We start from the raw sequence: 24,314 nt of genomic DNA on the forward strand, positions 1-24,314 counted from the left end.
CATGGATAGTAGCGAAGATTGTTTCTCAATAAATATGATTCAGATTTAAATAAGTCGAACAATAAATGGAACTTTAATTTTCATTACAGCCACTCATTCAGTTTAAAAATAGCATTAATAAACATCCTGCAATCATCATTTGTACAATAATGAACTCATTATATTAAAGATTTGTTAAAATTTATTAAAGAAAATTAAAATGAACTTGTTTAAAGTGAGAAAATATATTTATTTTAGTGCTTTAAAAATTTCTCATGAAAAGATATAATTTATTGATTGTACTATTACTTCTTATTTTTAACGTGACTGCGGCTCAAAAGAAAAATTCTCCGGCGGCAGATCTCAGTATCTTAAAGGAAACCAAAACCAAAATCGAAAATACGGTTCCATTGGTCATCAAACATCTTCAGGCTATCGCTGATAAAGAAGGAGACAACAACATTGTCACCAACGGGAAAACGGCGTTAGGAAAAGAGTATGGGATTCTGGAATCCGAATGGTTCCTGTACAGAAATAATATGAAGAACTGTATCCTGAACAATTCCTCCAAAAAAGCTAAAAAATGTATGGATTACCATACGCAATACCTGAGAAATACATTCATCAACTACGGAAACTATATCTCAAACCTTACCAGAAAGAACGGATATCTGGGTGTGGAAGGGGATACAAAATTTGATTTCAAACCGGCTGACATTACTACCAAACTGAGCGAAGCTTATTTCAACGCACAGGAAGCAGCAGGAAGAATGAAAGGTGATCAGAAAAAAGACTTTTTGGGACAGACCATGTCTGATGATAACAAGCTTACACCTTTCGGTCAATTAGCTCAATAATATTAACGTATACCATAATGAATCCCACTTTAAAAAAAGTGGGATTTTTTTAAGCCTCTACTCCATTCAATTTTTATCCCATGCTCAATATTTTTACTGCAATCAATTCCTACATCAGCTCAATGATCAATCATGAAGATACCTCACCCGTTTCTTTATCTCTGGAAGCGATGATGGCTATTTTCACAAAACTGAAAAAAGAAGAACTTCCCCGGAACAGTATTGTGGTAAAACCCAATCAGATTTGTGAACATATCTATTTTATTGAAAAGGGAGCAGCACGAATTTTCTACTATAAGGATGAAAAAGATGTAACGGATGGTTTCAGAGGAGAGGAAACCTTACTTCTGTCTATCATAAGCTTTATCCGTCAGAAACCTGACAAAAGGGGGATCGAGCTTTTAGACGACTGTATTTTATGGAAGCTCAGCTATCAAGATCTGGAAGAACTTTCTGCCACCTATCCGGATATTCAGTACTTATACAGGATGATCATGAGCAGCGTTTTAATCATGACCCAAAACAGAATAGACCGAATGCTTTTTCAGACAGCAGAAGAAAGATATGATGATTTTGTAAAATCACATCCGAGAGCAGCTGAACTTCTTACTCTTGGTATGATTGCTTCTTTCTTAGGAATAACACAGGAAACGCTAAGCAGGATCCGCTCGAAAAAGTAATATTTGACAAATGTCAAAACATTTATTTTTTAATTTGATTTTTGTCAAATTGACTATGTAAGTCCGGGTAATATCTTTGAAAAAAAAGATATGACCAAAAAATCAATTCTGTTTCTATTCTTGCTCATCACCGGTATTTTTTACAGCCAACAGTGGCAGACGGCAACTTTTCAGCATGCTTCCGGACTCCGGGAATATTCTATTTACGTTCCTTCCAATTATAATGCTCAAAATCCCGCTTCGCTGGTTCTCACCCTGCACGGATTGGGAGATACCATGGCTAATTTCAGAAATATTGGTTTTGCTGATCTCGCCGAAACCCAAAATATCATTGTGATCTGCCCGCAGGCAATAAGTGATCCTTTATCAGGAACAGCCTGGAATTCAGGCGCCGGATATTCTTTTTATACACCCAATGCCAATGTGGATGATATCGGCTTTATAAGCGCACTGATAGATAAAGTACAGCAGGATTACAGCATCAACAACAATAAAGTCTTTGCCTGTGGGTTTTCTATGGGAGGATTTTTGACGGAACGGCTGGCTCTGGTTCTGAATAATAAAATAAAAGTATTTGCTTCTGTGGCCGGAACTTTCGGAAACGGAATCCTGCCTGTCGCTCAGGGAACGCCCGGACGTCCGGTGTCTATTGCCCATTTTCATGGTACCGCTGATGCCACTATCGGTTATACGAACAATAATTTTGGAAATTCTGTGGATCAGTTGATCAGTTACTGGAAAACCAATAATTCATCAAACGGCACTCCTGTATACACGGCGCTGGCCAACACGGCCAATGACGGATATACAGTAGACAACTACCGATATACCAGTCCGGTCAACAGTTCCGTAATTGAGCTTTTTAAAGTCAATAATGCCGGCCACACATGGCTTACCTCACAAAATGATATTTCTTACACCCAAAAGATCTGGGAGTTTTTCACTCAGAACAGCAGTTTGGCAGTCTCGGATGTGCCTGCTCCTGTTACATTCTCCGTCTCTCCCGTTCCTGCGAGGGACTATATTACCCTTAGGTTTCCAAAGAACTACTTCAATATAGAGCTAGAAATAACAGATCTTAACGGTAGAAAAGTCCTGTCTGAAAAAGTAACTTTAGACAGCAGCAATCAATATACGCTCTCTTTAAAATCTACCCATCTTTCTCATGGAGTTTATTTACTATCTGTAAAATCCAATAACGAAAAGAAGGTAACCGTTAAAAAGATAATCATTGAATAATCATCTTTCCTCAAATTTATTTAAACACCAATCATCATTTAAATATAACAGGTCTCGCTTTTTTTAAGTGGGATTTTTATTTTATTGTTTCGTATTCTCGATCTGCTTTCGGTAATTTTCACAAATTGCGGCTATCGTATTGGGATGTTCTTCAAATTTACCCAGCCTGATCGCATAATATTTAGGATTGAATTTCTCAAAATCAGCTTCACCTTTTTCTTTATTTTTTAATGTAACGATAAGACTGAACTTGGTGCTGGTCGTATAGCCGCCACCTTCAGTCGGTTCCTGGCGTTCGTAAGCATCGATATGAAATCCGGTCACTTTTGACCATGGAATTTTATGTTCATCCGGTATGGAAAAAGCGCCTTCAAAGTGCATGATGTCAACGATATTTCGTCCATAGCAGAGTTTTATCCTGTCTTCAGATAAAATGATGCTCTGTTTTACATCCCAGATATATCCGAAAAGGGTAACGATAGGAAAAAACAGCGTAACGATGATCAGAAAAATAATGAAAATTTTACCTTCATCTGCTAAAATCAACCATTTCACCAGGAAAAATAAGGGTACACCGCCAAATAAAGTCAGTAAAATCGAATCCGTGATGACTGATTTTTTCCGCTCTGTGATGATAATAGTTTCCATAAGCCCGGGATTTTGATGGTAAAAAGATGAAAAAATTAACCTTACATCTTAGTGTACCAAGTTAGTCTAAAAAACCATTACCCTTTGTCTTGAATAAAAAAAGAGAACCACCATGCAGTTCTCTTTGTAGTTAGGAATATATACTATTCTTTCATCATATATCCGATAAAAATCGCTTAAAATAAGTAGTGGAAAAAGATCCCCGCCATGAAAGCAGTTATGTACTAATCATAAAAACATTCGGGAAAAAGTAGAAAATGAAGGCGGAGATCTATTAAACATAAATAAAACTCTACAACCAGTCTCCTGATCAGTAAGAGCGGTACAAAAGTAAGCTTCCGATAGGTCCCGTTAAAAAATATTTTGTAGAATTAAATCGATAGCCGTGTAGAAGTAGTACTACTTTTGAGACAATATGGTGATTTGATGATGTGGTGATGTGGTGATGTGATTACTGACCACCAGAAATAATACCGAAATCCTCCAACTTCTAACTTCTAATCACTAGCTTCTCCACCAATGATAATAATTATGAAGTCCGTCATACTCAAATCCGCAGCGAGGATATAAAGTATTTCCGATATCATTGGTTCTTTCTGTTTCCAACATCAGTCCACAGGCGTCCGTTTCTTCGCACCATTCTTTGCTTCGGTTGATAAGTCCTACGGAAATCCCTTTCCCTCTGTAATCCGGATGTACGAACAGATCGCTTAACAGCCATTGCTTCTGCAATTTTGTATAATGGAATAATTTATAAAGCTGTACAAAACCTACTGCTTTCCCTTCTGAAAAAGCCAAAAATACATCTGACTCATGGTTCAGAAATCTTTCTTTCAGGAATGCTTTTCCTTTTTCTAGATCTGATTCCTGACGGTAAAAAATTCGGTACTGATTAAATAGTTCTGCCGCTTCATTTAAGTCTTCAAGGCCTGCTTTTTTAATGGTGTAATTCATTTCTGTCATTATTTTTTATTAACAGCACAAAAATATTTTTAAATAGGACTACATTTGTACTCCAGATTTTAAACTACAGGTAGTCCAGTATGCTTCCATTCGAACACATCATCCATATTAATAAAGAAAGTAAAACTGCAGTTTACAGACAGATCGCGATCTCTGTTATCACTGCGATAAGAAATGGTGTATTAAAATCCGGTTATCACCTTCCCGGAACCCGTGAACTTTCAAAAACATTGGGAGTACACCGGAAAACTGTAATAGCAGCCTACGAAGAGCTCCATGCACAAGACTGGATCATTATCATTCCAAGAAAATATACTGCAGTAGCAGACCGTATTCCGATATTAAGGCCCCAACAGTGGAATGCAGCAGATGTTCTTCCCTCTTATGAACATCATTTCAACCTTCCTTTTAAAATTATTGATCAGAAAATAGAAAAAACTCATACTGAACCTCTTCCTGAAATCATCATTGATGACGGACATCCGGATGTAAGGCTTTCTCCCATTGATGACCTTCTGAAAACCTATCGGTCCTACACGTCCAGAAGACACACCATCAAAAATGCCAATATCGGGACCGAACAGGGCAAGGTAAGACTTCGGGAAGAACTTGCCAACTACCTTTCTGAAACACGAGGTCTTAATATCCGTGCAGAAAATCTTCTGATTACTCACGGTGCACAAATGAGCATCTATCTCGCTGCACAGCTTATTCTAGGACCCGGCTCGAATATCATTGTAGGATCTCCCAATTATCCTGCAGCCAATGCAGCATTTGAACAGACCGGAGCAACACTTACAGAAGTACCTGTAGACGAAAATGGCATTGATACCGAAGCAATCGAAATCATTTGCAGGAAGACAAAAATCAATGCGGTGTACGTCATTCCCCATCATCATTATCCAACTACCGTCACACTCAGTGCAGCCAGGAGAATGAAGCTGCAGGAACTTTCAACCGTTTACTCTTTCGCGATCATTGAAGATGATTACGACTATGATTATCATTATACTTCTTCACCCTACCTTCCTTTGGCGGGAAGCAGTCATCAGGGAAATATCATTTATATAGGATCGTTCTCCAAAATATTAGATCCTTCACTCAGAATAGGTTTTATGGTTGCCCCGGAAAATTTCATCAGCCAATGTACAGCTTTACGAAAAATCATTGATGTCGGAGGTGACGGATATATGCAAAATGCTTTGGCTCTTCTGATCAGGGAAGGAGAACTTAAGCGGCATCTTAAAAAGGCAAAAAAGATCTATCATCTGCGAAGAGACTTTCTCGATACTCTGTTAAAAGAGAAATTGAGTCGGTATATTTCATACGTACGTCCATCCGGCGGAATGGCTTTCTGGATTCAACTTTCGGCTGAATATCCTGTCCGTCGTTTATTGGAAATCCCTCAATTGAAGATTTTACGTGCTGATGAAAAACTCAATGCTTTCCGGTTTGGTTTTGCTTCAATGGACGAGAAAGAACTGAAAAAAACGGTAGATTTCTTACAAACTGCATTGGATGGTTTCTGAATATTAAGTCATTTCAGAAATACCACAGATTTCGGATTGTAAACACACAGATAACTTTAGATCTTTATCTGATGGAAAAACATACTGAAATATCGGGTATTGATTTAAGACGCAAAATCAGACGCGGAGAAATTCATTTTGCAGGGAACCGAAACCTGAAAATTTACGGATTACTCACCTGTTCTTCCGGTAAAAAAATGAAAAGGGAAAACAGAATCTTTTTTAGATCAGAAAAGGATGCATTGGAAAATAAATACCGTCCCTGCGGGCATTGCATGAAAGAAGAATATCAACTTTGGAAGAATAAGTCGTGTAAAAAATAAGATAATCCTAATCCCCTACTTGAAAATATCATTTTTTTAATACCATTGTAAAATGAATAGAATTGATCTTGTATGAGAATCAGAGCTTCTGTATTTTTTATCCTCGGTTTCCTATCTGTCAGTGCTCAAAAGGCGGTGATGGAGATCAATTATGAAACTAAAATCACTCAGGACAGCATCCATAAAAGTCAGATTAATATCTACTCCTCTAATTTATTGTCCAATACCCTGGAATCATCTTATTCCAGCAAGGAGGCGAAGGTTTTTTACAACAGAAATTCTAAAGAAATTATTCAAACGAGTTATGGAGGAATTCCAAAATATCCCAAATCGGTAAGCAGTGTTTATAAAACCAAAGATATTTTAATGGTCTCCATGCCTGTGGGCAGGTACTTTTTTACTTACGAGGAGCCTAAACTGAAGTGGGACATTCTGAATGACAGAAAAGAAATACAGGGCTTTAGCAGCCAGCTGGCCAAAACCACAACGGACACCGGGGAGACTTTTTATGCATGGTTTACTGATGAGATAGCGATTCCTGACGGCCCTTTCAGATTTAAAGGCTTATCCGGTCTGGTGTTAGAAGTGTACAACAAAAACAGAACGATTGAAATCTATGCCACCGATATTAAAAAATCGGAAGAACTCATAGAACCGTTGAATTACGGAAGCAATGTAAAGACCAAATCCAAAGAACAGTTTCTGGAAGCTAGGAAGAATTATCAGGAAAACCCGTCGATATACAATGGCAATATGAAGATATTTGATGAATACGGAAATGAAAAGACTAAAAAAATGACCGATAGAATCAGGAGCCATACTACTTTTCTGGATTAAATTCGGAATGATTGCTTTCTTCTTATTTATTTTAAAACACAAAGTTTCATCTTAATAATGTATTGCTTTGAGTGTTAAAAAGATAGAATCAATCAGAGATTGATTTGATGAAGCGAGCGTTTTATCCATCAGCTTAATCAACGACTTAGTCGAACTCTTTGCATTCCTCAAAACTATACGTTACCAGGATGAACCTTGCATTAAAAAAAGTCATAGTTAAAGAATATTTTACCTAAATATACACAACAAAAAAAAGAAGCAATAAAATTATTGCTTCTTTCGTTCTAGTAGCGGGAACCGGACTCGAACCGATGACCTTCGGGTTATGAGCCCGACGAGCTACCTACTGCTCCATCCCACGGTGTATTTTTAGAGTGTTTACCGAAAACACTTAGCTTAGTAGCGGGAACCGGACTCGAACCGATGACCTTCGGGTTATGAGCCCGACGAGCTACCTACTGCTCCATCCCGCGGTATATTTTTAGAGTACTTACCGAAAGTACTTAGCTTAGTAGCGGGAACCGGACTCGAACCGATGACCTTCGGGTTATGAGCCCGACGAGCTACCTACTGCTCCATCCCGCGGTATATTTTTAGAGTACTTACCGAAAGTACTTTCTTAGTAGCGGGAACCGGACTCGAACCGATGACCTTCGGGTTATGAGCCCGACGAGCTACCTACTGCTCCATCCCACGGTGTATTTTTAGAGTGCTTACCGAAAACACTTAGCTTAGTAGCGGGAACCGGACTCGAACCGATGACCTTCGGGTTATGAGCCCGACGAGCTACCTACTGCTCCATCCCGCGGTATATTTTTATAGTACTTACCGAAAGTACTTAACTTAGTAGCGGGAACCGGACTCGAACCGATGACCTTCGGGTTATGAGCCCGACGAGCTACCTACTGCTCCATCCCGCGGTATATTTTTAGAGTACTTACCGAAAGTACTTAACTTAGTAGCGGGAACCGGACTCGAACCGATGACCTTCGGGTTATGAGCCCGACGAGCTACCTACTGCTCCATCCCGCGATATTGGATTGCAAATATACGACTATTTTTTAAAAACCCTAATTTTTCTTTTAAATAAAGGACTTTTATGAAAACTATTTTATTATTTGTATCTTTGTTTTATGGCAAAAATACTTAAAATTTACCCTGATAACCCTCAGGAAAATCTTGTGAATGAGGTGATTAAAACCTTAAAAAATGGCGGACTGATTATCTATCCTTCTGACACAATCTATGCCTTAGGATGTAATATTTTTGACATAAAAGCCATGGAAAAGCTGGCCCAGATCAAGAAAGTCAAGCTGGAAAAGTCTAAATTCTCGATTATCTGTAATGATTTAAGCCATCTTTCAGATTTTACAAGACCTATCGACACTTCTGTGTTCAGGTTTTTGAAAAGCCATCTTCCGGGGCCGTTTACGTTTATTCTTGATGCCAATAAGAGTCTTCCTTTAGCCTATAAGAATCATAAAACAATCGGTATTCGTGTTCCAGACCACCCGATTCCACAGCTTATCGTGGAAAAACTGGGACATCCCATCGCTTCAACCTCTATAAAGGATGATGACGAAATCATTGAATACTCTACAGATCCGGAACTGATCGCAGAAAAATACGATCATCTGGTAGACATCGTCATCGATTCTGGTTACGGGGATAATATAGCTTCAACCATTGTGGATCTTACTTCCGGAGAACCGGAAATCATCCGTCAGGGAAAAGGAACTATTTAATAAAATATTAATTGTAGAGGGCTGATCATTTGGAATATGAGTTTAAACGGAAAATATGCACTGGGAATTCTTTTGACCTTTGTGCTTCTTGCCGCGGTAATGCTGTATGTTTTTCCGCTCATTTATTTCATCACTGAAGTAAGGGAATTTAACGCAACTAATTTTTTCTATACAAGATTCGCGCTCTGGGTAGTGCTGGGATTAATCTTTCTTTATAGCCTTTTCATCGAAAAAAATACTTTTCTGCTATGGAAGGATAAGAAATACTCCACTCTGTTTTACGTCAGGGCAGTCATTGCATTATATCTGATCTGTGCTTTCGGAGGTTCTTTTCTGAATCTTGTCATTCAGCTTTTGACCCGGGAAGGGATGAGCGACAAACTGGTTCAGTTCTCTTCTGTTTTTAAAAATAACTATCCGTTGATTATCTTTATCTGCTTTACTGCGGGTGCCGTGGAAGAATTTCTGATGCGGGGATATATTCAGCCGAGACTTGAAAAAATATACCGTAGCCCGTACGTTGGCATTATAGGTTCTGCTGCGTTATTTGGGATTCTTCACAGTACCTACGGAACGATTGGACAGGTGGTAATTCCTTTCTTTATCGGAACCGTTTTTGCTTTGTTTTATAAAAAATATTCAAATATTAAGATTCTGATCATCTGCCATTCTATGTACGACTTTGTGTCTATGATGATTATGAATTTTATTGACATTAAACATTTATCTGCATTCTAAACATTATGAAAATTATAACTTCTCCAGCGAAACTGATGAACGTTGAGAATTCAACCGACTTACTGAGATCTACAACTCCGAAATTCATCGAAGAAGCTGCATTTATACAATCCTATTTAAAACATAAATCACCAAAATATCTTTCCGAGCTCATGGAAATATCGCCTAAGCTGGCTGATGAAAACTGGGAACGAAACCAAAGATGGAAAGATAAACCGACGGCAAAAGAATCCGCTCCTGCGATGTTCGCCTTTACCGGTGAAGTCTACAGAGGGCTGGATGCCAAGACCCTGGACAAAAATGCGGTAGACTACTTACAGAAAAACTACAGAATGCTTTCCGGACTGTATGGTTTACTTAAGCCTTCTGATAAAGTGATGCTTTACCGGTTGGAAATGGGACGTCATTTCGAGTTCGATCAGTATAAAAACCTTTATGAATTCTGGCGAGAAAAGATCACGGAACAGTTGAATTCTGAAATGAAAAAAGGCGAATTCCTTCTTCACCTGGCCAGTAATGAATACGGAAAAGTGATCGATAGGAAAAAATTAAATCATCAGGTGATTGATTTTGAATTTTACGAACTGAAAGAAGGAAAGCTGAAAACCATCGTCGTATACACCAAACACGCAAGAGGTCTTGTGGTAAGATTCTGTGCGGAAACCAATGCGAAGACGCTGAATGATGTAAAAGCATTCAACTACGAAGGCTACCTGATCGATGAGGAAAAATCTACGGACACAAAACTGGTTTTCACAAGATAAATGACAATATCAGCATTCAAAAAATATTTTAAAACTGAACTTTCCGAACTGTATACTGATTCGGAAAGTGCTTTTTTATCTGCCATTTTTATACAGAAAACAGTAGGTTTCGATTCATTTCACCAGAGAAGGCTTTCGGATCAGGAACTCCTCATGGATGATGAAAAACAGCTTATTCAAATTGTTTCCGATTTAAAAACAGGCAGACCCTATCAGCAGATTCTGGGAGAAACTGAGTTTTACGGAATGGTATTCTTCGTTGACGAACATGTCCTGATTCCTCGTCCTGAAACGGAGGAACTGCTTGAAATAGCGATTCAAAAGATTCATGATTCAGAACTTCTTGTTCAGGGCTTAAGAATTTTGGATATCGGAACCGGAAGCGGGGTGATTCCGTTGGTTTTAAAAAAGCATTTCCCTGAAGCGGAAGTCTCATCTATTGATTTTTCTGAAAAAGCTTTGGAAACGGCTAAGCGAAATGCGGAACATCATCAGCTGGAAATCAATTTCATTCATGGTGATTATCTCAACTTCGAATTAGCTGAAAGTTATGATATTATTATTTCCAATCCTCCCTACATAGGAATTGAAGAGGAAACACAGATCGCTGATTCTGTCAAGGAGTTCGAGCCCAAAATGGCACTTTTCTCACCAGTTCAGGATGCTTTGATCTTTTATCGGAAAATCGCAGACGATGCTCAGCAACATCTGAAAGACAACGGCCTTTTATTTTTGGAAATCAATCAGAAACTCGGACCAGAAACCCTTGAATTATATACCGGACATTTTTCTAAAGCCGAACTCATCAAAGATTTATCTGAAAACGACCGCTTTATTGTTGGAAAGAAATAATTTAATAAAAACTATAAACTCAAATTCAATGAAAAGATCTCTTATACTGTTATCTTTTGCTTTATTATCAGGCAATGCCTATTCTCAAAATATTTTCCCTGTCAAATTAAACAGTTGTAAAGTTGAAAAATTTTGTCTCGACTGTGGGGATATCAAAGCCGGTTATGATAAAAAAGATTTTCAGAACGTAACTGACAGACTAAACTCATCTCTTAATCTGAAAGGAATTTCAGGGGGAATAAAGTTTCAGGTTTTAATAGATTCAACAGGAAAAGCATGTGTATTAAGCCATACAGATCAGTCAAATAATATAATTACTCAAAAAATCATTGATGAATTAAACAGTTTTAAGGGCTGGAAACCTGCTGCTACCAGCAATAAAACGGAAGAAAAATCATCTATTACGCTTGCCTTCTTAATCAAAGACAATACGATCAGGGGTCAGGTGGAGCGTGTAGACATGAACGTTTTTAAAAAGTCTTTTGATACGCCTAAAAAACCAGAAATATTTAATAAAAGCTACAAGTATAAAAACGAAAATTTAAATCACTATAAAATAACAGTCTGGAATTCTAAGAATTCTAATTTACCCAACAATATGACTGATCATATTGCTATAGACGGAAATGGATTAATCTGGCTGACGGTAGATGAGGGACTGGTAAAATTTGACGGAAATACTTTTATTAATTCTGAGCAAAATATTACGGATAAAGGAAAATTCTTTGCTTATTATGAACTGGAATCTGACAATAATAATTTGAAATGGGTTTATGGAAAAAGCAATATCTATAGTTTTAATGATAAAGAGTGGACAATATATGATCCTAAAGTTATTGGTATTGATGGTGCTTATGAAATCATCAATAATGCAAAAACCGGTGAAGTCTTTTTTTGTTCAGATGAAGGATTAACGATTTTTAAGGATGGCAAATGGTCAAATATCAACAAAGACAAGGTAGATGCATTGCCATCAAACAGAGTTTCATATGCGAAAAGAGATTCTAAAAACAGGCTATGGATTGGCACTTTTAGCGGCTCAATTATGATTGATGAAAATGGTAAAGCCAGCAGCTTCGAAAGCTCAGATACAGTATTAAAAGGCAAATCCATCACCTCGATGGATGAAGATGAAGAAGGTAATTTATATTTCACTTTATATGAAATTAACCGAGCCGATAAACAGAAAGTAAATAATAACGAGGGAATTGCCATCAGGTATAATGATGGAACTATTAAGCAATTTACAACTGAAAATTCAGGAATGCCTTTTAATCATGCTAATTGTATTTTGTATGATAAAAAAGAAAAAATAGTTTGGATTTCTACTGACAGAGCAGGCTTGGTACGTTTTGACCTGAAAGAAAACTGGGAAAACTATCATAATGAAAATTCACAAATTCCCACATCCTACATTTCTACCATGAAATTCGATAAAAATGGAAATCTATATCTCGCAACACGACAGGGACTTGTAAAAATAGAAAGAAAATAAAAACTGAAAACGACCGCTTTATTGTTGGAAAGAAATAAGTACTTTTATCTTCTTAATCCATACACAACTCTATGCGGAAATCCTTATTCAGTGTAATGCTCGGCATTATCTCTATTGTACAGCTTTCATCGTGTGAGAAAACCCCAAATAATACGGTCAAAAGTTATTATGACAAAGGAGAATTCAACGGTTCTGTTTTAGCTGTAAACAATGGAAAAACAGTTTGTGATACGGCATTAGGGCTTAGCAATATGGAGAAAAATATAAAGCTGGAGAAAACCACTCCGGTCTATATTGCTTCTTTAAGCAAGCCTTTTACCGCTGCTTCCATTATGTTGCTGCAACAAAAGGGGTTACTGAATTATGACGATAAAGCATCAAAATATATTGAGCTGCCTGCATATGCCCAAAATGTAAGCATCAGGCAGCTTTTAAACCATACTTCAGGAATAAAAGATTACGAATCTATTATTTTCAGCAAAAAAGGACTGACCAATCAGGATGTGCTGGGCTGGCTGAATGGTTTAACTCAACTTCAATTCCCCTCAGGAAGCAAGTTTGAATACAGCAACAGCGGTTTCATTATCCTGTCTTTGATCATTGAAAAAGTTTCAAAACAATCTTATGGAACCTTTCTCAGTGAACATATTTTTGTTCCGCTGGGAATGAAGAATACCTGGGTATATGATTCCTCAACTGCAAGTAAAAACAGAGCTACGGGATACAATAAAAATAAACAGTTGGATGATTATTCGATTCTAACGACCGGAGATGGCGGCATCTACTCTACTCCCGAAGATCTGCACCGCTTTGATCAGGGATTAAGGAATTTCAAACTAATCAATAAAAGCAATACGGATCTCATGTATACACCTGCTAAACTGACGGACGGGAAACTATCATATTACGGTTTCGGATGGTTTATTGAAGAATCTGATGGTAGAAAAACCGTTAGCCACACTGGCGGATTGAGTGGTTTCCGAGCGATATTCTGGAGAGATTTGAAACGTAATAGTTGCATCATAGCGCTGACCAATCAGGGGGATGCATTTCCACTGGATGATTTTTTAAAAGATATGAAAAGAACCTTACAATAAAACCGTATGCAGATCAAATCTCACGACATTAATACCATCAAAATTGCAGAAGTTGTTTCTGACGAAATCTTCATCAAATCAGCTCAGGATGGATTGGATCTTCTCGGAGACATTTATTATCAGGGCTTTGATAAGGTGGTAATTTACGAGGAAAACATCACACCTGAATTCTTTGACCTGAAAACGAAAATAGCCGGAGATATCCTGCAAAAATTCTCCAATTACCGTATAAGCCTTGCCATCGTAGGAGATTTTGAAAAGTATCCGGGTAAAAGCATCAGGGATTTTATTTTTGAAAGCAATAAAACGAAACATATCAACTTTAAGGAAACACTGGAAGAGGCTTTGGAAAGGCTGGGAAGGTGAATAAAAAATTAAATTTTTATCCTTGAAATAATTATAGGATCATTTGCGTTATACATTCAATTTAAGATTTTATTAACACAATGATCAGAAAAATAGTTCTCGCCGCTGCCACTGTATTAAGCTGTTCTCTTACCGCTCAGGAATTTGCCACTTATAAAAATGGTTTCATTTATGGTGAAGAGACGATGAATAAGCTTGGGAAAATTGTTGATTCACTCAATCTAAAATACAAAACCTGTGATCTGAACCAGGTTTTTTATTCCAAATTACAAACCAAAGGTTATTCTGTCAAGCTAAAGTCTGGCCCGATTACCCAGGCTAAAAAAGATATGGATCTGAATATTTCATTTGATGATTTTATTAAGAAATATCCGGAAACAGTGGTTAAAAAGGATCTTTTACTGATCAAGTCCAAAACAATAAACTACAGAGATAAGGAGGTAACAGAAATAAGAGAAGTGTCTATTAATGATTATGACGAGATGGAAATAGAGATTCCATATAAAAAAGAACTTCACACCAAGCCTGCAAAAAATAAATGGGTGTATTCCTACAACAAAAAAACTTCATATTCCGAAGAATATATTGAAGCCTTTTATCTTTTGGATAATTTTAAAAGTATTCCCCTGGCTCCCAAATATTCAAGACAGATCATCTATTCCGACTGTCTTATCGATACTTCTTCTTCCAAGTTAAAAAAAGATGCCAAACGAGGAGGATTTCCCAATGAGATTCCCAAAAACTGGAGAAAGCTGTCTAAAACTGAGAAAGAAAAACTGCTTGATGAGCTTAGGTCTGTGCAGGTTGTAGGATCATGCAGTCAAGATGAATCTCCAAGAGTACAGGGCGTATATCTGGCTTTGCTATCAGCAGAAACTGCGAACTGGCCGGTTTTCCTGAAATCTCATCTGGACATTATGAACGACAGGTTTGAAAGAGCATCAGATGCCAGCTACGCCAGAGAAAGACGGCAGACTTACATCAAAGAACTTGAAACACTTAACATCAATGTTCCCGATCTTATTTTAGGGACTTCCTTCAGAATGGAAAATCCTGCCAACAATCATTATTATGCCAGTATTTCAAGATCTGGAAGAGCGGTTGCAGAATCTAAAGACCGGGAACTCTTTCTCTCTCAGCTTCTTTCTATGATGGGGGATGAAACGCTGGATGATTATAACAGGATCATATCCTATTTTTTCTATGTGAACTGCAATCATTATATTAAAAATGAAAGAGAGAAAAAGATCAACAATATAAAGCTGATGAGGGCTGTACAAAAGCTTCCCAAATATCTTGCAGATCAAATTAAACCGGAAAAAATCTAGGAAGTATTTTCTAATTTGTGTTTCTGTGAAGAAAAGCTAACCACAGATGCCACAAATTTTCACAGATGTTTTCACAAATTAAACCTGTGAAATTTTGATGTATAAACTTTCTTTTTTTTGCTAAGAGAAACAGTGATAGGCAGGCCATTTTAGATCTGCCGCCCTACCTTAATTTCGCTATTCTTCCTTTCAAAAAAACGGATTGCATCTTCAACGGCTTTATCAACCGGCTGATACCTAACTCCCAACTCTTCGGAAGATTTCCGGTTTGAATAAAAATTATTGATTCGCAGCGCTTTCATATTGGGAGAACTCAGACTGGTTTTTATCTTCAGTTTTCTCAGGAAGTCTCCGATCATCCCCAGCATCGCCAGACCGGCATCAGGAATTGGAATCATGAGGGGAGTCTGTCCCGTGATGGTATTTACTTTTCCAAAAAACTCTTTGTAGGTCAGGTTTTCATTGGCCAGCAGGTATTTCTCACCATTTTTTCCCTTTTCAACAGCTTTGATAATTCCTTCTGCTGCATCTTCGGCATGAACAAAGTTTTTCCCTCCTTTAGGATAGAAAACCAATCTCTTTCTCCAGGTCCAAAAAATGATTTTCCCCGAACTTGGCTTGCGGTCGTAGGCCCCAATCATAAAAGTCGGATTTACAATAACCACCTTTGTTCCTCTGTTCTGCTGAAGAAGGTAATTCTCGGTTTCCAGTTTGCTTTGAGCATAATACGAATGGGTAAATGGATAAATCTGAGGCGCTTTTTCACTTCCCCAAACCGCAGAACTTCCATATCCCAAAGTATTGGCTGTGCTTACAAACAAAAATTTCTCTACTCCGGCCGCCGCAGCCTGAGTAAACAGATGAACGGCAGCATCGTAATTAGTCTTTTTATAATCCTCATAATGCAGCAGATCCTGACTGGTTTCTGCAGCTATATGAATCACAGCATCCACATCCTGCAGGTCGTCTGAAATATCAGAGAACAGATCTCCTTCTACGAGTCTGAGATTTTCATTTTCTTCGCCCATCCAGCTGCTTTTTTTGCGCACCAGAGCAATAACAGTATAATCATATTGTAGTAATTTAATAATGGTATTGGTACCCAGAAGCCCTGTGGCTCCGGTCACGAAAACTTTTTTCATGCTTCAATTTCTTTTTTTATGGCACTGGTCATCAGAGGCAACTTGATCCATATGGGAAGGATTTTCATGACCAGCCAGCTGATGGGATTCACCATAATAACGGAATCTTTTTTGAAAAGTTGCCTGATGCAGTAAGCGGCCACTTTATTCGGATCTAAGAGGGTAAGTTTTCCTAAAATTCCCTGCTTTTCTATTCTTTTGCAAACGTCGATGTTGGTTTTCATGGCACCGGGATTCACAACGCTAACAAAAACATTGGTGTCCTTCAGCTCTTCATGCAGCCCTCTTGAGAATGAATGGATAAAGGTTTTGGAAGCCGGATACACTGTTTTGAAGCCTATCGGAGAAAACGCAGCCATGCTGGATACATTTAAAATATAGGCTTTCGGCTGTCTCAATAAATTGGGCAACAGCTGATGAGTGATCAAGGAAGTGGCAGCTACATTAACCTGTAAAATGGTATTGATATAAGATGGTGATGCCTCTACAAACTTTTTGGTCCCGCCAAGCCCGGCATTATTGATCAGGATATGAATCTCAAAAGACTGGTTCAGCCATTCTGTAAGTTTCATGACATTTTCATTCACGGAAAGGTCTACTTCATAGTAATGGGCTTTGATCTGATAGGTCTCTTCAAGCCGGTGAGCCAGTTCTTTTAAATGCTGCCCCGGAAGACTTACCAGAACCACATTGATATTTTTACCGGCAAGGTTTTCTGCAAATGCTTTTCCCAGTCCCTGACTTGCTCCCGTCACTACAGCATATGATTCTTTGGTTTTCATAAAACAATTTTATGGTACAAAGCTATCCTGAAATGAACCTCTCTATGTTCAGGATTATCTGAGTGAACCTATTTTCAAACCAAAAATAAAACCACATAAAAAATTGAAATACAGTCAGTTATTCAAATTAGAACGTTAAAATTTATAAACCCGAACCATTTTTATACTCTGAAGGAGTCTGATCGGTCAGTTTTTTAAAGGTGGTGTTGAAAGAAGTTTTGGAATTGAATCCGGATTCGTAAGCAATGCCCAAAATCGAAAGTTTGCTCTGAGTATCTTTAAGTAGGTTTTTGGCGTACGCGATCCTGTATTCATTCACATACTGAAAAAAATTCTTTTTAAATCCGGTATTGATCACATACGACAGATGGTGTGTGGAAATAGACAGAAGTTCCGAAAGACGGATCAAATTGAGTTCACTGTCAAGATAAGGCTTTTGCTTATTCATGATTTCTTCAAGCTGGATTTTGATCTTTAGGAGTTCTTCATCAGAAATCAGTTTCTTTTTCACCTCTTCCATTTCCGGATCTTCATCGATTGATATCAGTTCCTCACGCTGTTTTTCTTCCAAAGGATAAATTTCTTTCTGTTTTAAAGAATAATAGCCCACAAAATAAATTACCAGCAGGAAAGCTCCGTTAATGAAGAAATTCAGGGCCGTGGAGTCATAAGATAAATTATAAACTACGTAGGCAATATTGATAATGAAAATAATAATCGTGATATATTCCAGCCAGTTCAGATTGATCCCTTCCGTATTGGCAGAAAACTGCTGGATTCTTTTCTTATGTTTCCGAATAGTGAAGTAGGAAAGACCGGTATAGAATAAGGCCTGGAAAAGGATTAAACTGATAAAGGCAACATTAAAAACGGTATTATCTTTAAATTCCCCGAAGCGCTGTAACAGAATATTGATCCAAAAGATGACGGGCAGAATCAGATATTTAAGATCTGTAATTTTAAATTTAAATGAAGGATTGGTGTAAAATAACACGCTGAAATAGAACATGATCGGCGTCAGAAACTGGATGATCTGAACCGAAATGATGGAATGAACCTCTACCTGAGAAGCTTTGACAAGGGTCAGGACTTCATCCAGCCAGAAACTTGACCATAAAAAAAGAAATATGCCGAACCAGAAATTGGCTTTCCTGTTGACCCGTAAAGGATTGGACAGTTTCAGTAAAGAAAGCAAAACCAATGAACCATAGATTAATACAACGATGAAACGGTTTAATTCTGATGTGTTCATTGGTTTTGATATTTTAAGTAAAGATAGCTTTTATCCTATTCTCTTCCTTACAAAAATTTCGTAGCCGAGATAGATCAATGGCAGCGACATAATTCCCAGATAAAGAGCATTGTGCATTGCCGTATCCGGAGCTACAGCCACCGCATACACCAATCCGAAGAACGCACCTCCAAGGTGTGCTGCATGGCCGATATTATCGTGCTGTCTAGGATTCATCATCATGTATACGGAATATCCGAAATACAGCAATCCGAAAATATATCCTTTAATCGGAATCGGAATAAAGAATATATAGATTCCGATATCTGGAATCATGGCTATGGAAGCAAATAATATCCCTGACACGCCTCCACTCGCTCCTACTGCAGAATACCATGGTTGTTTCTGATAAATATAGAGCGAGAGAAAATTCCCAAGCAATATAGAGCCCAGATAGACTATCGCGAACCCGACATTTCCGAAAGCCTGAATAACAATGGGTCCAAAGAAATACAGCGTCATCATATTGAACACCAGGTGCATTATATCCGCATGCAGAAACCCTGATGAAATAAGACGGATGTACTCTTTCCTGTGCAGAATAGGTCCTACACTGAATTTATATTTCTCGGTAATACCCGGATTGTTGAAGGCAACAAAACTGATAATGGCCGTAATGATGATAAATACGATTAGAATATTCATAAGTTTAATGCTTAATTTTCAGGTTCACCGCTTTCAAACAGATCCCCGATTACAGTCCGGTCGTCATCCACAATACCGTCTCCGGTTTCCGGCTCTTCATATACTTCCGGCTCCTCTTCTACGGGCTCCGGGATGTTTATATTAATAGTTTTTACTTTAAATTTAGTAAACTGGTTTCCGATCGCTTTGATTCCCTTCACCGTAATGAATTCATCAATATGGATGATTTCAGAATCGCGGTCCTTGCCTTTATCTTTAGCAAAAATAATTTCTGCTGACGCTCCGTTCGCTACAATGACATTCTCTATGAATGATTTCGGGTGCTCCGAAGGCATAAAAGTTTGCAGATTCACCGTATTTTCCAACAGGAACCTCTTGATGAAATACATATCTTTTTCTCCATCGTAATAGATGCAGGTCACTGGCTGTTGTGGTTTCCATTTTTCCAGCACCAGGTATTCATCATCGAAACGGTTTCCAAGGTCGAAAGAAACTAGCTTCACTTCCCCGTTTGTATTGATGGTCAGAATCCTGTCGTCTCCTTTGAAGCTGCCCAAAAGGGTTCCTCTTGCATCTGCGTTCAGTCTTCTCACGGTATCATCGAACCAGATTCTTCTTGGAGCCAGTGTAGAAACGCCTTCCTCTTTCATATCTACCTTTTTCACCGAATATTTGGTCACCAGATTTCCTTTGGAATCTCTTCCTTTGATCGCAAGATCGGAGAAATCGATTTCCATTTTGTTTTTCCTGATCCTTGGATTCGGTTTTAAAAGCACCGTTACAGTTTCTGCTTCACCATTAGGATTGGCAGAGAAATACAGTACTTCAGAGCCTTTTTTATCGGAAGCCAGCGGATAATCTGTATTTCGGGTTACCGCCGTTACGGAGAAACGTTTCATATAGTAAGGTCCGGCGGTGCCTTCGCGGTAGATCATGTTGTAGACCGTTCTTTTATCGTTTTTCTTCCAGATGGCAACGCTCAGAAGGTCTTTTCCGACGAATATTTTCGCATCCACCTTGACCACCTTCATGGTTCCGTCTTTTCTGAATATAATGATATCATCAATATCCGAACAGTCGAACAGATACTGATCTTTTTTCAGCGATGTTCCGATAAAGCCTTCCTCGAAATTGGCATAGAATTTTTCATTGGCTACGGCTACTTTTGTTGCATCAATGGTATCAAAAATTCTAAGCTCGGTTTTTCTCTGTCTGTCTTTTCCGTATTTCTTCTGAATATTTAAATAATAATCAATAGCGTAAGGAATAAGATTGACAAGGTTGTATTTTACCTGCTCTATTTTCCCTTCAAGGGCGGCTATATTTTCTTTAAATTTATCTAAATCGAATCTTGAAATTCTCTTTATCCTGATCTCGGTCAGTTTTAAAATATCTTCCTCCGTTACGGCTCTTAAAAGATGCTTGGTATGAGGTTTTAATCCTTTATCAATCGTTTTCAGCACATCTTCCCAGGTCTTTACTTCTTCAATATCATGGTAAATCCTGTTCTCGATGAAGATTCTTTCCAGTGAAGAGAAATGCCAGCTTTCCTGAAGCTCGTGCAGTTCAATTTCAAGTTCCTTTTTAAGTAAAGAAACCGTGTGCTCCGTATTCATTTTCAGGATATCGGAAACATTCATAAACATCGGTTTGTCACCTACGATGACACACGCATTCGGAGAAATAGTCACCTGACAGTCTGTAAAGGCATACAGTGCATCAATGGTTTTATCCGGCGACACGTCGTTATGAAGATGAATCAGGATCTCTACGGTATCTGAAGTATTGTCTTCAATCTTTTTGATCTTGATTTTTCCTTTTTCGTTGGCCTTCAGAATAGAATCGATCAGGTCGCTTGTTGTTTTTGAGAAAGGAAGCTCAGAGATCACCAGCATATGCTTGTCGGTGTGGGTTATTCGGGCTCTCGCTCTTACTTTACCCCCTCTGTGTCCGTCATTATATTCTGAAACATCAAGATACCCTGCCGTCAGGAAGTCCGGAAAGAGCTCAAATTTCTTTCCTTTCAAATGGGCTACGGATGCGTTGATCAGTTCATTAAAATTATGTGGAAGGATTTTTGTGGAAAGTCCTACCCCGATCCCTTCCACTCCTTGTGCAAGAAGCAATGGGAATTTAACGGGAAGATCGATGGGTTCGTTATTTCTTCCGTCATAGGATTTCGCCCATTCTGTGGTTTTCGGATTAAAGACTACTTCCAGCGCAAAAGGAGTCAGCCTCGCTTCAATATACCTTGCCGCAGCAGCAGAGTCTCCGGTATAGATGTTCCCCCAGTTTCCCTGAGTATCTATCAGAAGTTCTTTCTGCCCGATCTGTACCATGGCATCGGTAATGGAAGCATCTCCGTGCGGGTGATACTTCATGGTATTCCCTACGATATTGGCTACTTTGTTGTAACGGCCATCTTCCAGTTCCCGCATAGAGTGCATGATCCTTCTCTGAACGGGCTTGAGCCCATCATAAACGGAAGGAATCGCTCTATCCAGAATCACATAGGAAGCATAATCCAGAAACCAATCTTTATAAAGTCCCGAGACTTTTTTCAAGCTCTCACCTTCGTGCGAGTTTTCTTCTGTCGTCATCTGTTTTTAATCATTTTTCTCCTCATTAGCTTTCACTACTTTATTCAGAGAGAGTTTTAAATCGTTAACTTCTTTTTGGCTCAAATACGATATTTCATATTTAAGTATGGTAGACCCGCTGTTTTTACTTGAGATCGTGATGTATAATCTTTTGATAAAGAACACCCTTATGATCTCATACCTGATTAATTTATACTTCGGAAACTCATCATGAAGAGGCCTGTCCAAAAAAGGAATAATATTCCTGTTTTTAAAATTCAGAGCTTCTCCGTCACTATCATATTCAAAGATCTGTCTGCCGTTCAGGTGAAAAGTCACCAGCATCAAGATCGGAAGAACAAGAAGGATATAGCTTTCTTTTCCTACAGCATGAAATCTGTATTCGTTCAGTAAAAATGCGGCAATCCCAAATATGACCATCATCAGCAGCACCGTGTGTACAAAATTGTAAACTGAAGCTTTATTGCGGTTGCTAAGTCTCATTTTAGGTTTTTATGTTTATTAGTTTAGTTTTTTTTTTTAACCTGCAGCCTCATCCAATATCTCCTTCTTCTCAATATCCGTATCTTCAACCACCAGGTTCTCGAGGATAAACACCTGTCTGTCCGGTGTATTTTTACCCATATAAAATTCCAGTAATTGGTCTATTGTCTGATCTTTACCTATCACTACAGGTTCCAGGCGGATATCTTTTCCGATGAAATGTTTAAACTCATCAGGAGAAATCTCTCCCAGTCCTTTAAATCGGGTAATCTCCGGATTTTTTCCCAGTTCATTCAGCGCTTTGATTCTTTCTGCTTCGGTGTAGCAGTATCTTGTTTCCTTTTTATTTCTTACCCTGAACAATGGGGTCTGAAGGATATAAAGGTGACCGTTCTTGATCAGGTCCGGGAAGAACTGAAGGAAGAATGTGATCATCAGAAGGCGGATGTGCATACCATCCACATCGGCATCGGTAGAGATAATCACCTGGTTGTATCTTAAGTCTTCCAAGCTTTCTTCGATATTCAAAGCAGCCTGGAGAAGATTGAATTCCTCATTCTCATACACCACCTTTTTCGTCAGTCCGTAGCAGTTCAAGGGCTTTCCTTTCAGTGAGAATACAGCCTGAGTTTCTACATCTCTGGATTTTGTAATGGATCCGGATGCAGAGTCTCCCTCGGTAATAAAGATCTGTGTTTCTCCTTTTCTTTCGTTTTTCTGGTCGTTATAATGCTGTCTGCAGTCTCTTAATTTTTTGTTGTGCAGAGATACTTTTTTAGCTCTTTCCCTGGCCAGCTTCTGGATTCCGGAAAGTTCTTTACGCTCTCTCTCGGAGATCAGGATCTTTCTCTGGATCGCTTCGGCTATTTCAGGGTTTTTATGTAGGAAATTATCGAGCTTGCTTTTCAGGAAATCAATGATAAAAGTCCTTACGGTAGGTCCGTTCGGGCCCATATCATTAGATCCCAGTTTTGTTTTGGTCTGGGATTCAAATACAGGTTCTTCCACGTTGATGGAAATAGCTGCTATAATTGATTTTCTGATGTCTGAAGCATCAAAGTTTTTATTGAAAAATTCGCGGATTGTCTTTACATACGCTTCACGGAAAGCATTAAGGTGTGTTCCTCCCTGCGTGGTATTCTGCCCGTTAACGAAAGAGAAATACGTTTCCGTCTGCGATTTGTCCGAGTGGGTGATCGCCAGTTCTATGTCCGTATCTTTCAGGTGAATGATGGAGTACAGAATTTCGTTTTCCATCTCTTCTTCCAAAAGGTCTTTCAATCCGTTTTCAGAATAATAGGTCTCACCGTTAAAAATAATTTTCAGTCCGGGATTCAGATACGCGTAGTTACGCAGCATCTTTTCTATATACTCTTTTCTGTATTTGAAATGAAGGAAGATTTCTCCGTCCGGAACAAAAGAAATTTCCGTACCATTGCGGTCTGAAGTATCTTTTTCTTCGTGGTTTTCAGTGATCAATCCTCTGGAAAACTCCGCCATCTTCATTTTTCCTTCACGGAAAGATCGTACACGGAAATATTCTGAAAGGGCATTTACAGCTTTGGTACCTACACCATTCAGTCCTACAGATTTTTTGAAGGCTTTGCTGTCATATTTCCCTCCCGTATTCATCTTAGAAACGGCATCTACTACCTTTCCCAGTGGGATTCCACGGCCAAAGTCACGGATACTGACTTTCCCGTCGTCCACTTTTATTTCGATTCTTTTCCCAGATTTCATTCTGAACTCATCGATGGAGTTGTCCAGAATTTCTTTCAGCAGGATGTAAATACCATCGTCAGCAGAGGAGCCGTCTCCGAGCTTCCCGATGTACATTCCGGGGCGCAGACGGATGTGTTCCTGCCAGTCGAGGGTTCTGATATTATCTTCGGAGTAGATTGGATTTATTTCTTGTGACATATATGATTTCA

The 24,314-nt window shown here is 38.5% G+C and carries 23 protein-coding genes and 7 tRNA genes; 14 read left to right on the top strand and 16 right to left on the bottom strand.

The genetic code is table 11. The features are described from left to right. Positions 1-254 precede the first annotated feature (254 nt). From LC419_RS21100 to LC419_RS21110, 3 genes are all read left to right on the top strand, one after another. Positions 255-836 (top strand): hypothetical protein, encoded by a 582-nt coding sequence (locus LC419_RS21100; protein ID WP_223609198.1) that lies wholly within the window; start codon positions 255-257, stop codon positions 834-836. Positions 837-916: 80 nt separating this feature from the next. Beyond that, positions 917-1,516, top strand: a complete 600-nt coding sequence (locus LC419_RS21105; RefSeq protein ID WP_223609199.1) for a Crp/Fnr family transcriptional regulator — start codon at positions 917-919, stop codon at positions 1,514-1,516. A gap of 90 nt (positions 1,517-1,606) precedes the next feature. Then, positions 1,607-2,755, top strand: coding sequence for a PHB depolymerase family esterase (locus LC419_RS21110; protein ID WP_223609200.1), 1,149 nt, complete (start codon positions 1,607-1,609; stop codon positions 2,753-2,755). Positions 2,756-2,836: 81 nt separating this feature from the next. Here the strand turns inward: LC419_RS21110 and LC419_RS21115 are convergent, their stop codons facing one another. Further along, on the bottom strand, positions 2,837-3,403 hold the full coding sequence (locus tag LC419_RS21115) for a hypothetical protein (protein ID WP_223609201.1): 567 nt from the start codon (positions 3,401-3,403) through the stop codon (positions 2,837-2,839). Between the two features lie 504 nt (positions 3,404-3,907). Beyond that, the gene (locus LC419_RS21120) at positions 3,908-4,357 is read right to left on the bottom strand and encodes a GNAT family N-acetyltransferase (protein WP_223609202.1); all 450 of its coding nucleotides are present in this window, start codon (positions 4,355-4,357) and stop codon (positions 3,908-3,910) included. Between the two features lie 89 nt (positions 4,358-4,446). Between LC419_RS21120 and LC419_RS21125 the strand changes: the two genes are divergently transcribed. The 3 genes from LC419_RS21125 (at position 4,447) to LC419_RS21135 (ending at position 7,055) form a co-directional block, all read left to right on the top strand. Further along, positions 4,447-5,895 carry a PLP-dependent aminotransferase family protein gene (locus tag LC419_RS21125; RefSeq protein WP_223609203.1) on the top strand — a complete coding sequence of 483 codons (1,449 nt, stop codon included), beginning with the start codon at positions 4,447-4,449 and terminating at the stop codon, positions 5,893-5,895. 71 nt (positions 5,896-5,966) lie between these two features. Next, positions 5,967-6,218, top strand: coding sequence for an Ada metal-binding domain-containing protein (locus LC419_RS21130; protein WP_223609204.1), 252 nt, complete (start codon positions 5,967-5,969; stop codon positions 6,216-6,218). A 72-nt stretch (positions 6,219-6,290) separates the two neighbouring features. Continuing rightward, complete coding sequence (locus LC419_RS21135) at positions 6,291-7,055, top strand: GLPGLI family protein (RefSeq protein ID WP_223609205.1); 765 nt, start codon at positions 6,291-6,293, stop codon at positions 7,053-7,055. A gap of 288 nt (positions 7,056-7,343) precedes the next feature. Here LC419_RS21135 and LC419_RS21140 read toward each other — a convergent pair. The 7 genes from LC419_RS21140 to LC419_RS21170 form a co-directional block, all read right to left on the bottom strand. After that, positions 7,344-7,416: transfer RNA gene (locus LC419_RS21140), tRNA-Met, on the bottom strand. A gap of 39 nt (positions 7,417-7,455) precedes the next feature. Then, positions 7,456-7,528 (bottom strand) — tRNA-Met (locus LC419_RS21145). A 39-nt stretch (positions 7,529-7,567) separates the two neighbouring features. Then, a tRNA-Met gene (locus LC419_RS21150) sits at positions 7,568-7,640 on the bottom strand. 38 nt (positions 7,641-7,678) lie between these two features. Then, positions 7,679-7,751, bottom strand: a tRNA-Met gene (locus LC419_RS21155). Between the two features lie 39 nt (positions 7,752-7,790). Next, positions 7,791-7,863, bottom strand: a tRNA-Met gene (locus LC419_RS21160). 39 nt (positions 7,864-7,902) lie between these two features. Continuing rightward, a tRNA-Met gene (locus LC419_RS21165) sits at positions 7,903-7,975 on the bottom strand. A gap of 39 nt (positions 7,976-8,014) precedes the next feature. After that, positions 8,015-8,087: transfer RNA gene (locus LC419_RS21170), tRNA-Met, on the bottom strand. Between the two features lie 101 nt (positions 8,088-8,188). Here LC419_RS21170 and LC419_RS21175 point away from each other — a divergent pair. From LC419_RS21175 to LC419_RS21210, 8 genes are all read left to right on the top strand, one after another. After that, complete coding sequence (locus LC419_RS21175; protein WP_223609206.1) at positions 8,189-8,800, top strand: L-threonylcarbamoyladenylate synthase; 612 nt, start codon at positions 8,189-8,191, stop codon at positions 8,798-8,800. Positions 8,801-8,836: 36 nt separating this feature from the next. Next, the gene (locus tag LC419_RS21180; protein WP_223609207.1) at positions 8,837-9,538 is read left to right on the top strand and encodes a CPBP family intramembrane glutamic endopeptidase; all 702 of its coding nucleotides are present in this window, start codon (positions 8,837-8,839) and stop codon (positions 9,536-9,538) included. A gap of 5 nt (positions 9,539-9,543) precedes the next feature. Continuing rightward, positions 9,544-10,302, top strand: coding sequence for a peroxide stress protein YaaA (gene yaaA, locus LC419_RS21185; protein ID WP_223609208.1), 759 nt, complete (start codon positions 9,544-9,546; stop codon positions 10,300-10,302). Further along, complete coding sequence (gene prmC, locus LC419_RS21190) at positions 10,303-11,154, top strand: peptide chain release factor N(5)-glutamine methyltransferase (RefSeq protein WP_223609209.1); 852 nt, start codon at positions 10,303-10,305, stop codon at positions 11,152-11,154. A gap of 28 nt (positions 11,155-11,182) precedes the next feature. Beyond that, on the top strand, positions 11,183-12,649 hold the full coding sequence (locus tag LC419_RS21195; protein WP_223609210.1) for a two-component regulator propeller domain-containing protein: 1,467 nt from the start codon (positions 11,183-11,185) through the stop codon (positions 12,647-12,649). A 71-nt stretch (positions 12,650-12,720) separates the two neighbouring features. Next, the gene (locus tag LC419_RS21200; RefSeq protein ID WP_223609211.1) at positions 12,721-13,746 is read left to right on the top strand and encodes a serine hydrolase; all 1,026 of its coding nucleotides are present in this window, start codon (positions 12,721-12,723) and stop codon (positions 13,744-13,746) included. 6 nt (positions 13,747-13,752) lie between these two features. Further along, the gene (locus tag LC419_RS21205) at positions 13,753-14,112 is read left to right on the top strand and encodes a DUF4180 domain-containing protein (RefSeq protein WP_223609212.1); all 360 of its coding nucleotides are present in this window, start codon (positions 13,753-13,755) and stop codon (positions 14,110-14,112) included. 80 nt (positions 14,113-14,192) lie between these two features. Further along, the gene (locus LC419_RS21210; protein WP_223609213.1) at positions 14,193-15,440 is read left to right on the top strand and encodes a hypothetical protein; all 1,248 of its coding nucleotides are present in this window, start codon (positions 14,193-14,195) and stop codon (positions 15,438-15,440) included. Positions 15,441-15,589: 149 nt separating this feature from the next. Here LC419_RS21210 and LC419_RS21215 read toward each other — a convergent pair whose 3' ends face one another. From LC419_RS21215 to LC419_RS21245, 7 genes are all read right to left on the bottom strand, one after another. After that, the gene (locus tag LC419_RS21215) at positions 15,590-16,582 is read right to left on the bottom strand and encodes an NAD-dependent epimerase/dehydratase family protein (protein ID WP_223609214.1); all 993 of its coding nucleotides are present in this window, start codon (positions 16,580-16,582) and stop codon (positions 15,590-15,592) included. Continuing rightward, on the bottom strand, positions 16,579-17,364 hold the full coding sequence (locus LC419_RS21220) for an SDR family oxidoreductase (RefSeq protein WP_223609215.1): 786 nt from the start codon (positions 17,362-17,364) through the stop codon (positions 16,579-16,581). Before LC419_RS21220 ends, LC419_RS21215 begins: the two co-directional genes overlap by 4 nt. 142 nt (positions 17,365-17,506) lie before the next feature. Next, on the bottom strand, positions 17,507-18,616 hold the full coding sequence (locus tag LC419_RS21225) for an AraC family transcriptional regulator (protein ID WP_223609216.1): 1,110 nt from the start codon (positions 18,614-18,616) through the stop codon (positions 17,507-17,509). 30 nt (positions 18,617-18,646) lie between these two features. After that, positions 18,647-19,300, bottom strand: coding sequence for a rhomboid family intramembrane serine protease (locus tag LC419_RS21230; protein ID WP_223609217.1), 654 nt, complete (start codon positions 19,298-19,300; stop codon positions 18,647-18,649). A gap of 11 nt (positions 19,301-19,311) precedes the next feature. Next, positions 19,312-21,900 carry a DNA gyrase/topoisomerase IV subunit A gene (locus LC419_RS21235; RefSeq protein ID WP_223609218.1) on the bottom strand — a complete coding sequence of 863 codons (2,589 nt, stop codon included), beginning with the start codon at positions 21,898-21,900 and terminating at the stop codon, positions 19,312-19,314. A gap of 6 nt (positions 21,901-21,906) precedes the next feature. Continuing rightward, on the bottom strand, positions 21,907-22,383 hold the full coding sequence (locus tag LC419_RS21240) for a hypothetical protein (RefSeq protein ID WP_223609219.1): 477 nt from the start codon (positions 22,381-22,383) through the stop codon (positions 21,907-21,909). A gap of 36 nt (positions 22,384-22,419) precedes the next feature. Then, positions 22,420-24,303, bottom strand: a complete 1,884-nt coding sequence (locus LC419_RS21245) for a DNA topoisomerase IV subunit B (RefSeq protein ID WP_223609220.1) — start codon at positions 24,301-24,303, stop codon at positions 22,420-22,422. Positions 24,304-24,314: the final 11 nt, after the last annotated feature.

The organism is Chryseobacterium sp. OSA05B, from assembly GCF_019970065.1.
GTDB lineage: Bacteria > Bacteroidota > Bacteroidia > Flavobacteriales > Weeksellaceae > Chryseobacterium.

Bases quoted from the DNA above. Each gene is read 5' to 3' on its own strand.
- LC419_RS21245 (WP_223609220.1), bottom strand. From the start codon at position 24,303: ATGTCACAAGAAATAAATCCAATCTACTCCGAAGATAATATCAGAACC.
- LC419_RS21230 (WP_223609217.1), bottom strand. From the start codon at position 19,300: ATGAATATTCTAATCGTATTTATCATCATTACGGCCATTATCAGTTTT.
- prmC (WP_223609209.1), top strand. From the start codon at position 10,303: ATGACAATATCAGCATTCAAAAAATATTTTAAAACTGAACTTTCCGAA.
- LC419_RS21180 (WP_223609207.1), top strand. From the start codon at position 8,837: ATGAGTTTAAACGGAAAATATGCACTGGGAATTCTTTTGACCTTTGTG.
- LC419_RS21210 (WP_223609213.1), top strand. From the start codon at position 14,193: ATGATCAGAAAAATAGTTCTCGCCGCTGCCACTGTATTAAGCTGTTCT.
- LC419_RS21220 (WP_223609215.1), bottom strand. From the start codon at position 17,364: ATGAAAACCAAAGAATCATATGCTGTAGTGACGGGAGCAAGTCAGGGA.
- LC419_RS21110 (WP_223609200.1), top strand. From the start codon at position 1,607: ATGACCAAAAAATCAATTCTGTTTCTATTCTTGCTCATCACCGGTATT.
- yaaA (WP_223609208.1), top strand. From the start codon at position 9,544: ATGAAAATTATAACTTCTCCAGCGAAACTGATGAACGTTGAGAATTCA.
- LC419_RS21240 (WP_223609219.1), bottom strand. From the start codon at position 22,383: ATGAGACTTAGCAACCGCAATAAAGCTTCAGTTTACAATTTTGTACAC.
- LC419_RS21200 (WP_223609211.1), top strand. From the start codon at position 12,721: ATGCGGAAATCCTTATTCAGTGTAATGCTCGGCATTATCTCTATTGTA.
- LC419_RS21130 (WP_223609204.1), top strand. From the start codon at position 5,967: ATGGAAAAACATACTGAAATATCGGGTATTGATTTAAGACGCAAAATC.
- LC419_RS21115 (WP_223609201.1), bottom strand. From the start codon at position 3,403: ATGGAAACTATTATCATCACAGAGCGGAAAAAATCAGTCATCACGGAT.
- LC419_RS21235 (WP_223609218.1), bottom strand. From the start codon at position 21,900: ATGACGACAGAAGAAAACTCGCACGAAGGTGAGAGCTTGAAAAAAGTC.
- LC419_RS21105 (WP_223609199.1), top strand. From the start codon at position 917: ATGCTCAATATTTTTACTGCAATCAATTCCTACATCAGCTCAATGATC.
- LC419_RS21120 (WP_223609202.1), bottom strand. From the start codon at position 4,357: ATGAATTACACCATTAAAAAAGCAGGCCTTGAAGACTTAAATGAAGCG.
- LC419_RS21100 (WP_223609198.1), top strand. From the start codon at position 255: ATGAAAAGATATAATTTATTGATTGTACTATTACTTCTTATTTTTAAC.
- LC419_RS21125 (WP_223609203.1), top strand. From the start codon at position 4,447: ATGCTTCCATTCGAACACATCATCCATATTAATAAAGAAAGTAAAACT.
- LC419_RS21205 (WP_223609212.1), top strand. From the start codon at position 13,753: ATGCAGATCAAATCTCACGACATTAATACCATCAAAATTGCAGAAGTT.
- LC419_RS21175 (WP_223609206.1), top strand. From the start codon at position 8,189: ATGGCAAAAATACTTAAAATTTACCCTGATAACCCTCAGGAAAATCTT.
- LC419_RS21195 (WP_223609210.1), top strand. From the start codon at position 11,183: ATGAAAAGATCTCTTATACTGTTATCTTTTGCTTTATTATCAGGCAAT.
- LC419_RS21225 (WP_223609216.1), bottom strand. From the start codon at position 18,616: ATGAACACATCAGAATTAAACCGTTTCATCGTTGTATTAATCTATGGT.
- LC419_RS21215 (WP_223609214.1), bottom strand. From the start codon at position 16,582: ATGAAAAAAGTTTTCGTGACCGGAGCCACAGGGCTTCTGGGTACCAAT.
- LC419_RS21135 (WP_223609205.1), top strand. From the start codon at position 6,291: ATGAGAATCAGAGCTTCTGTATTTTTTATCCTCGGTTTCCTATCTGTC.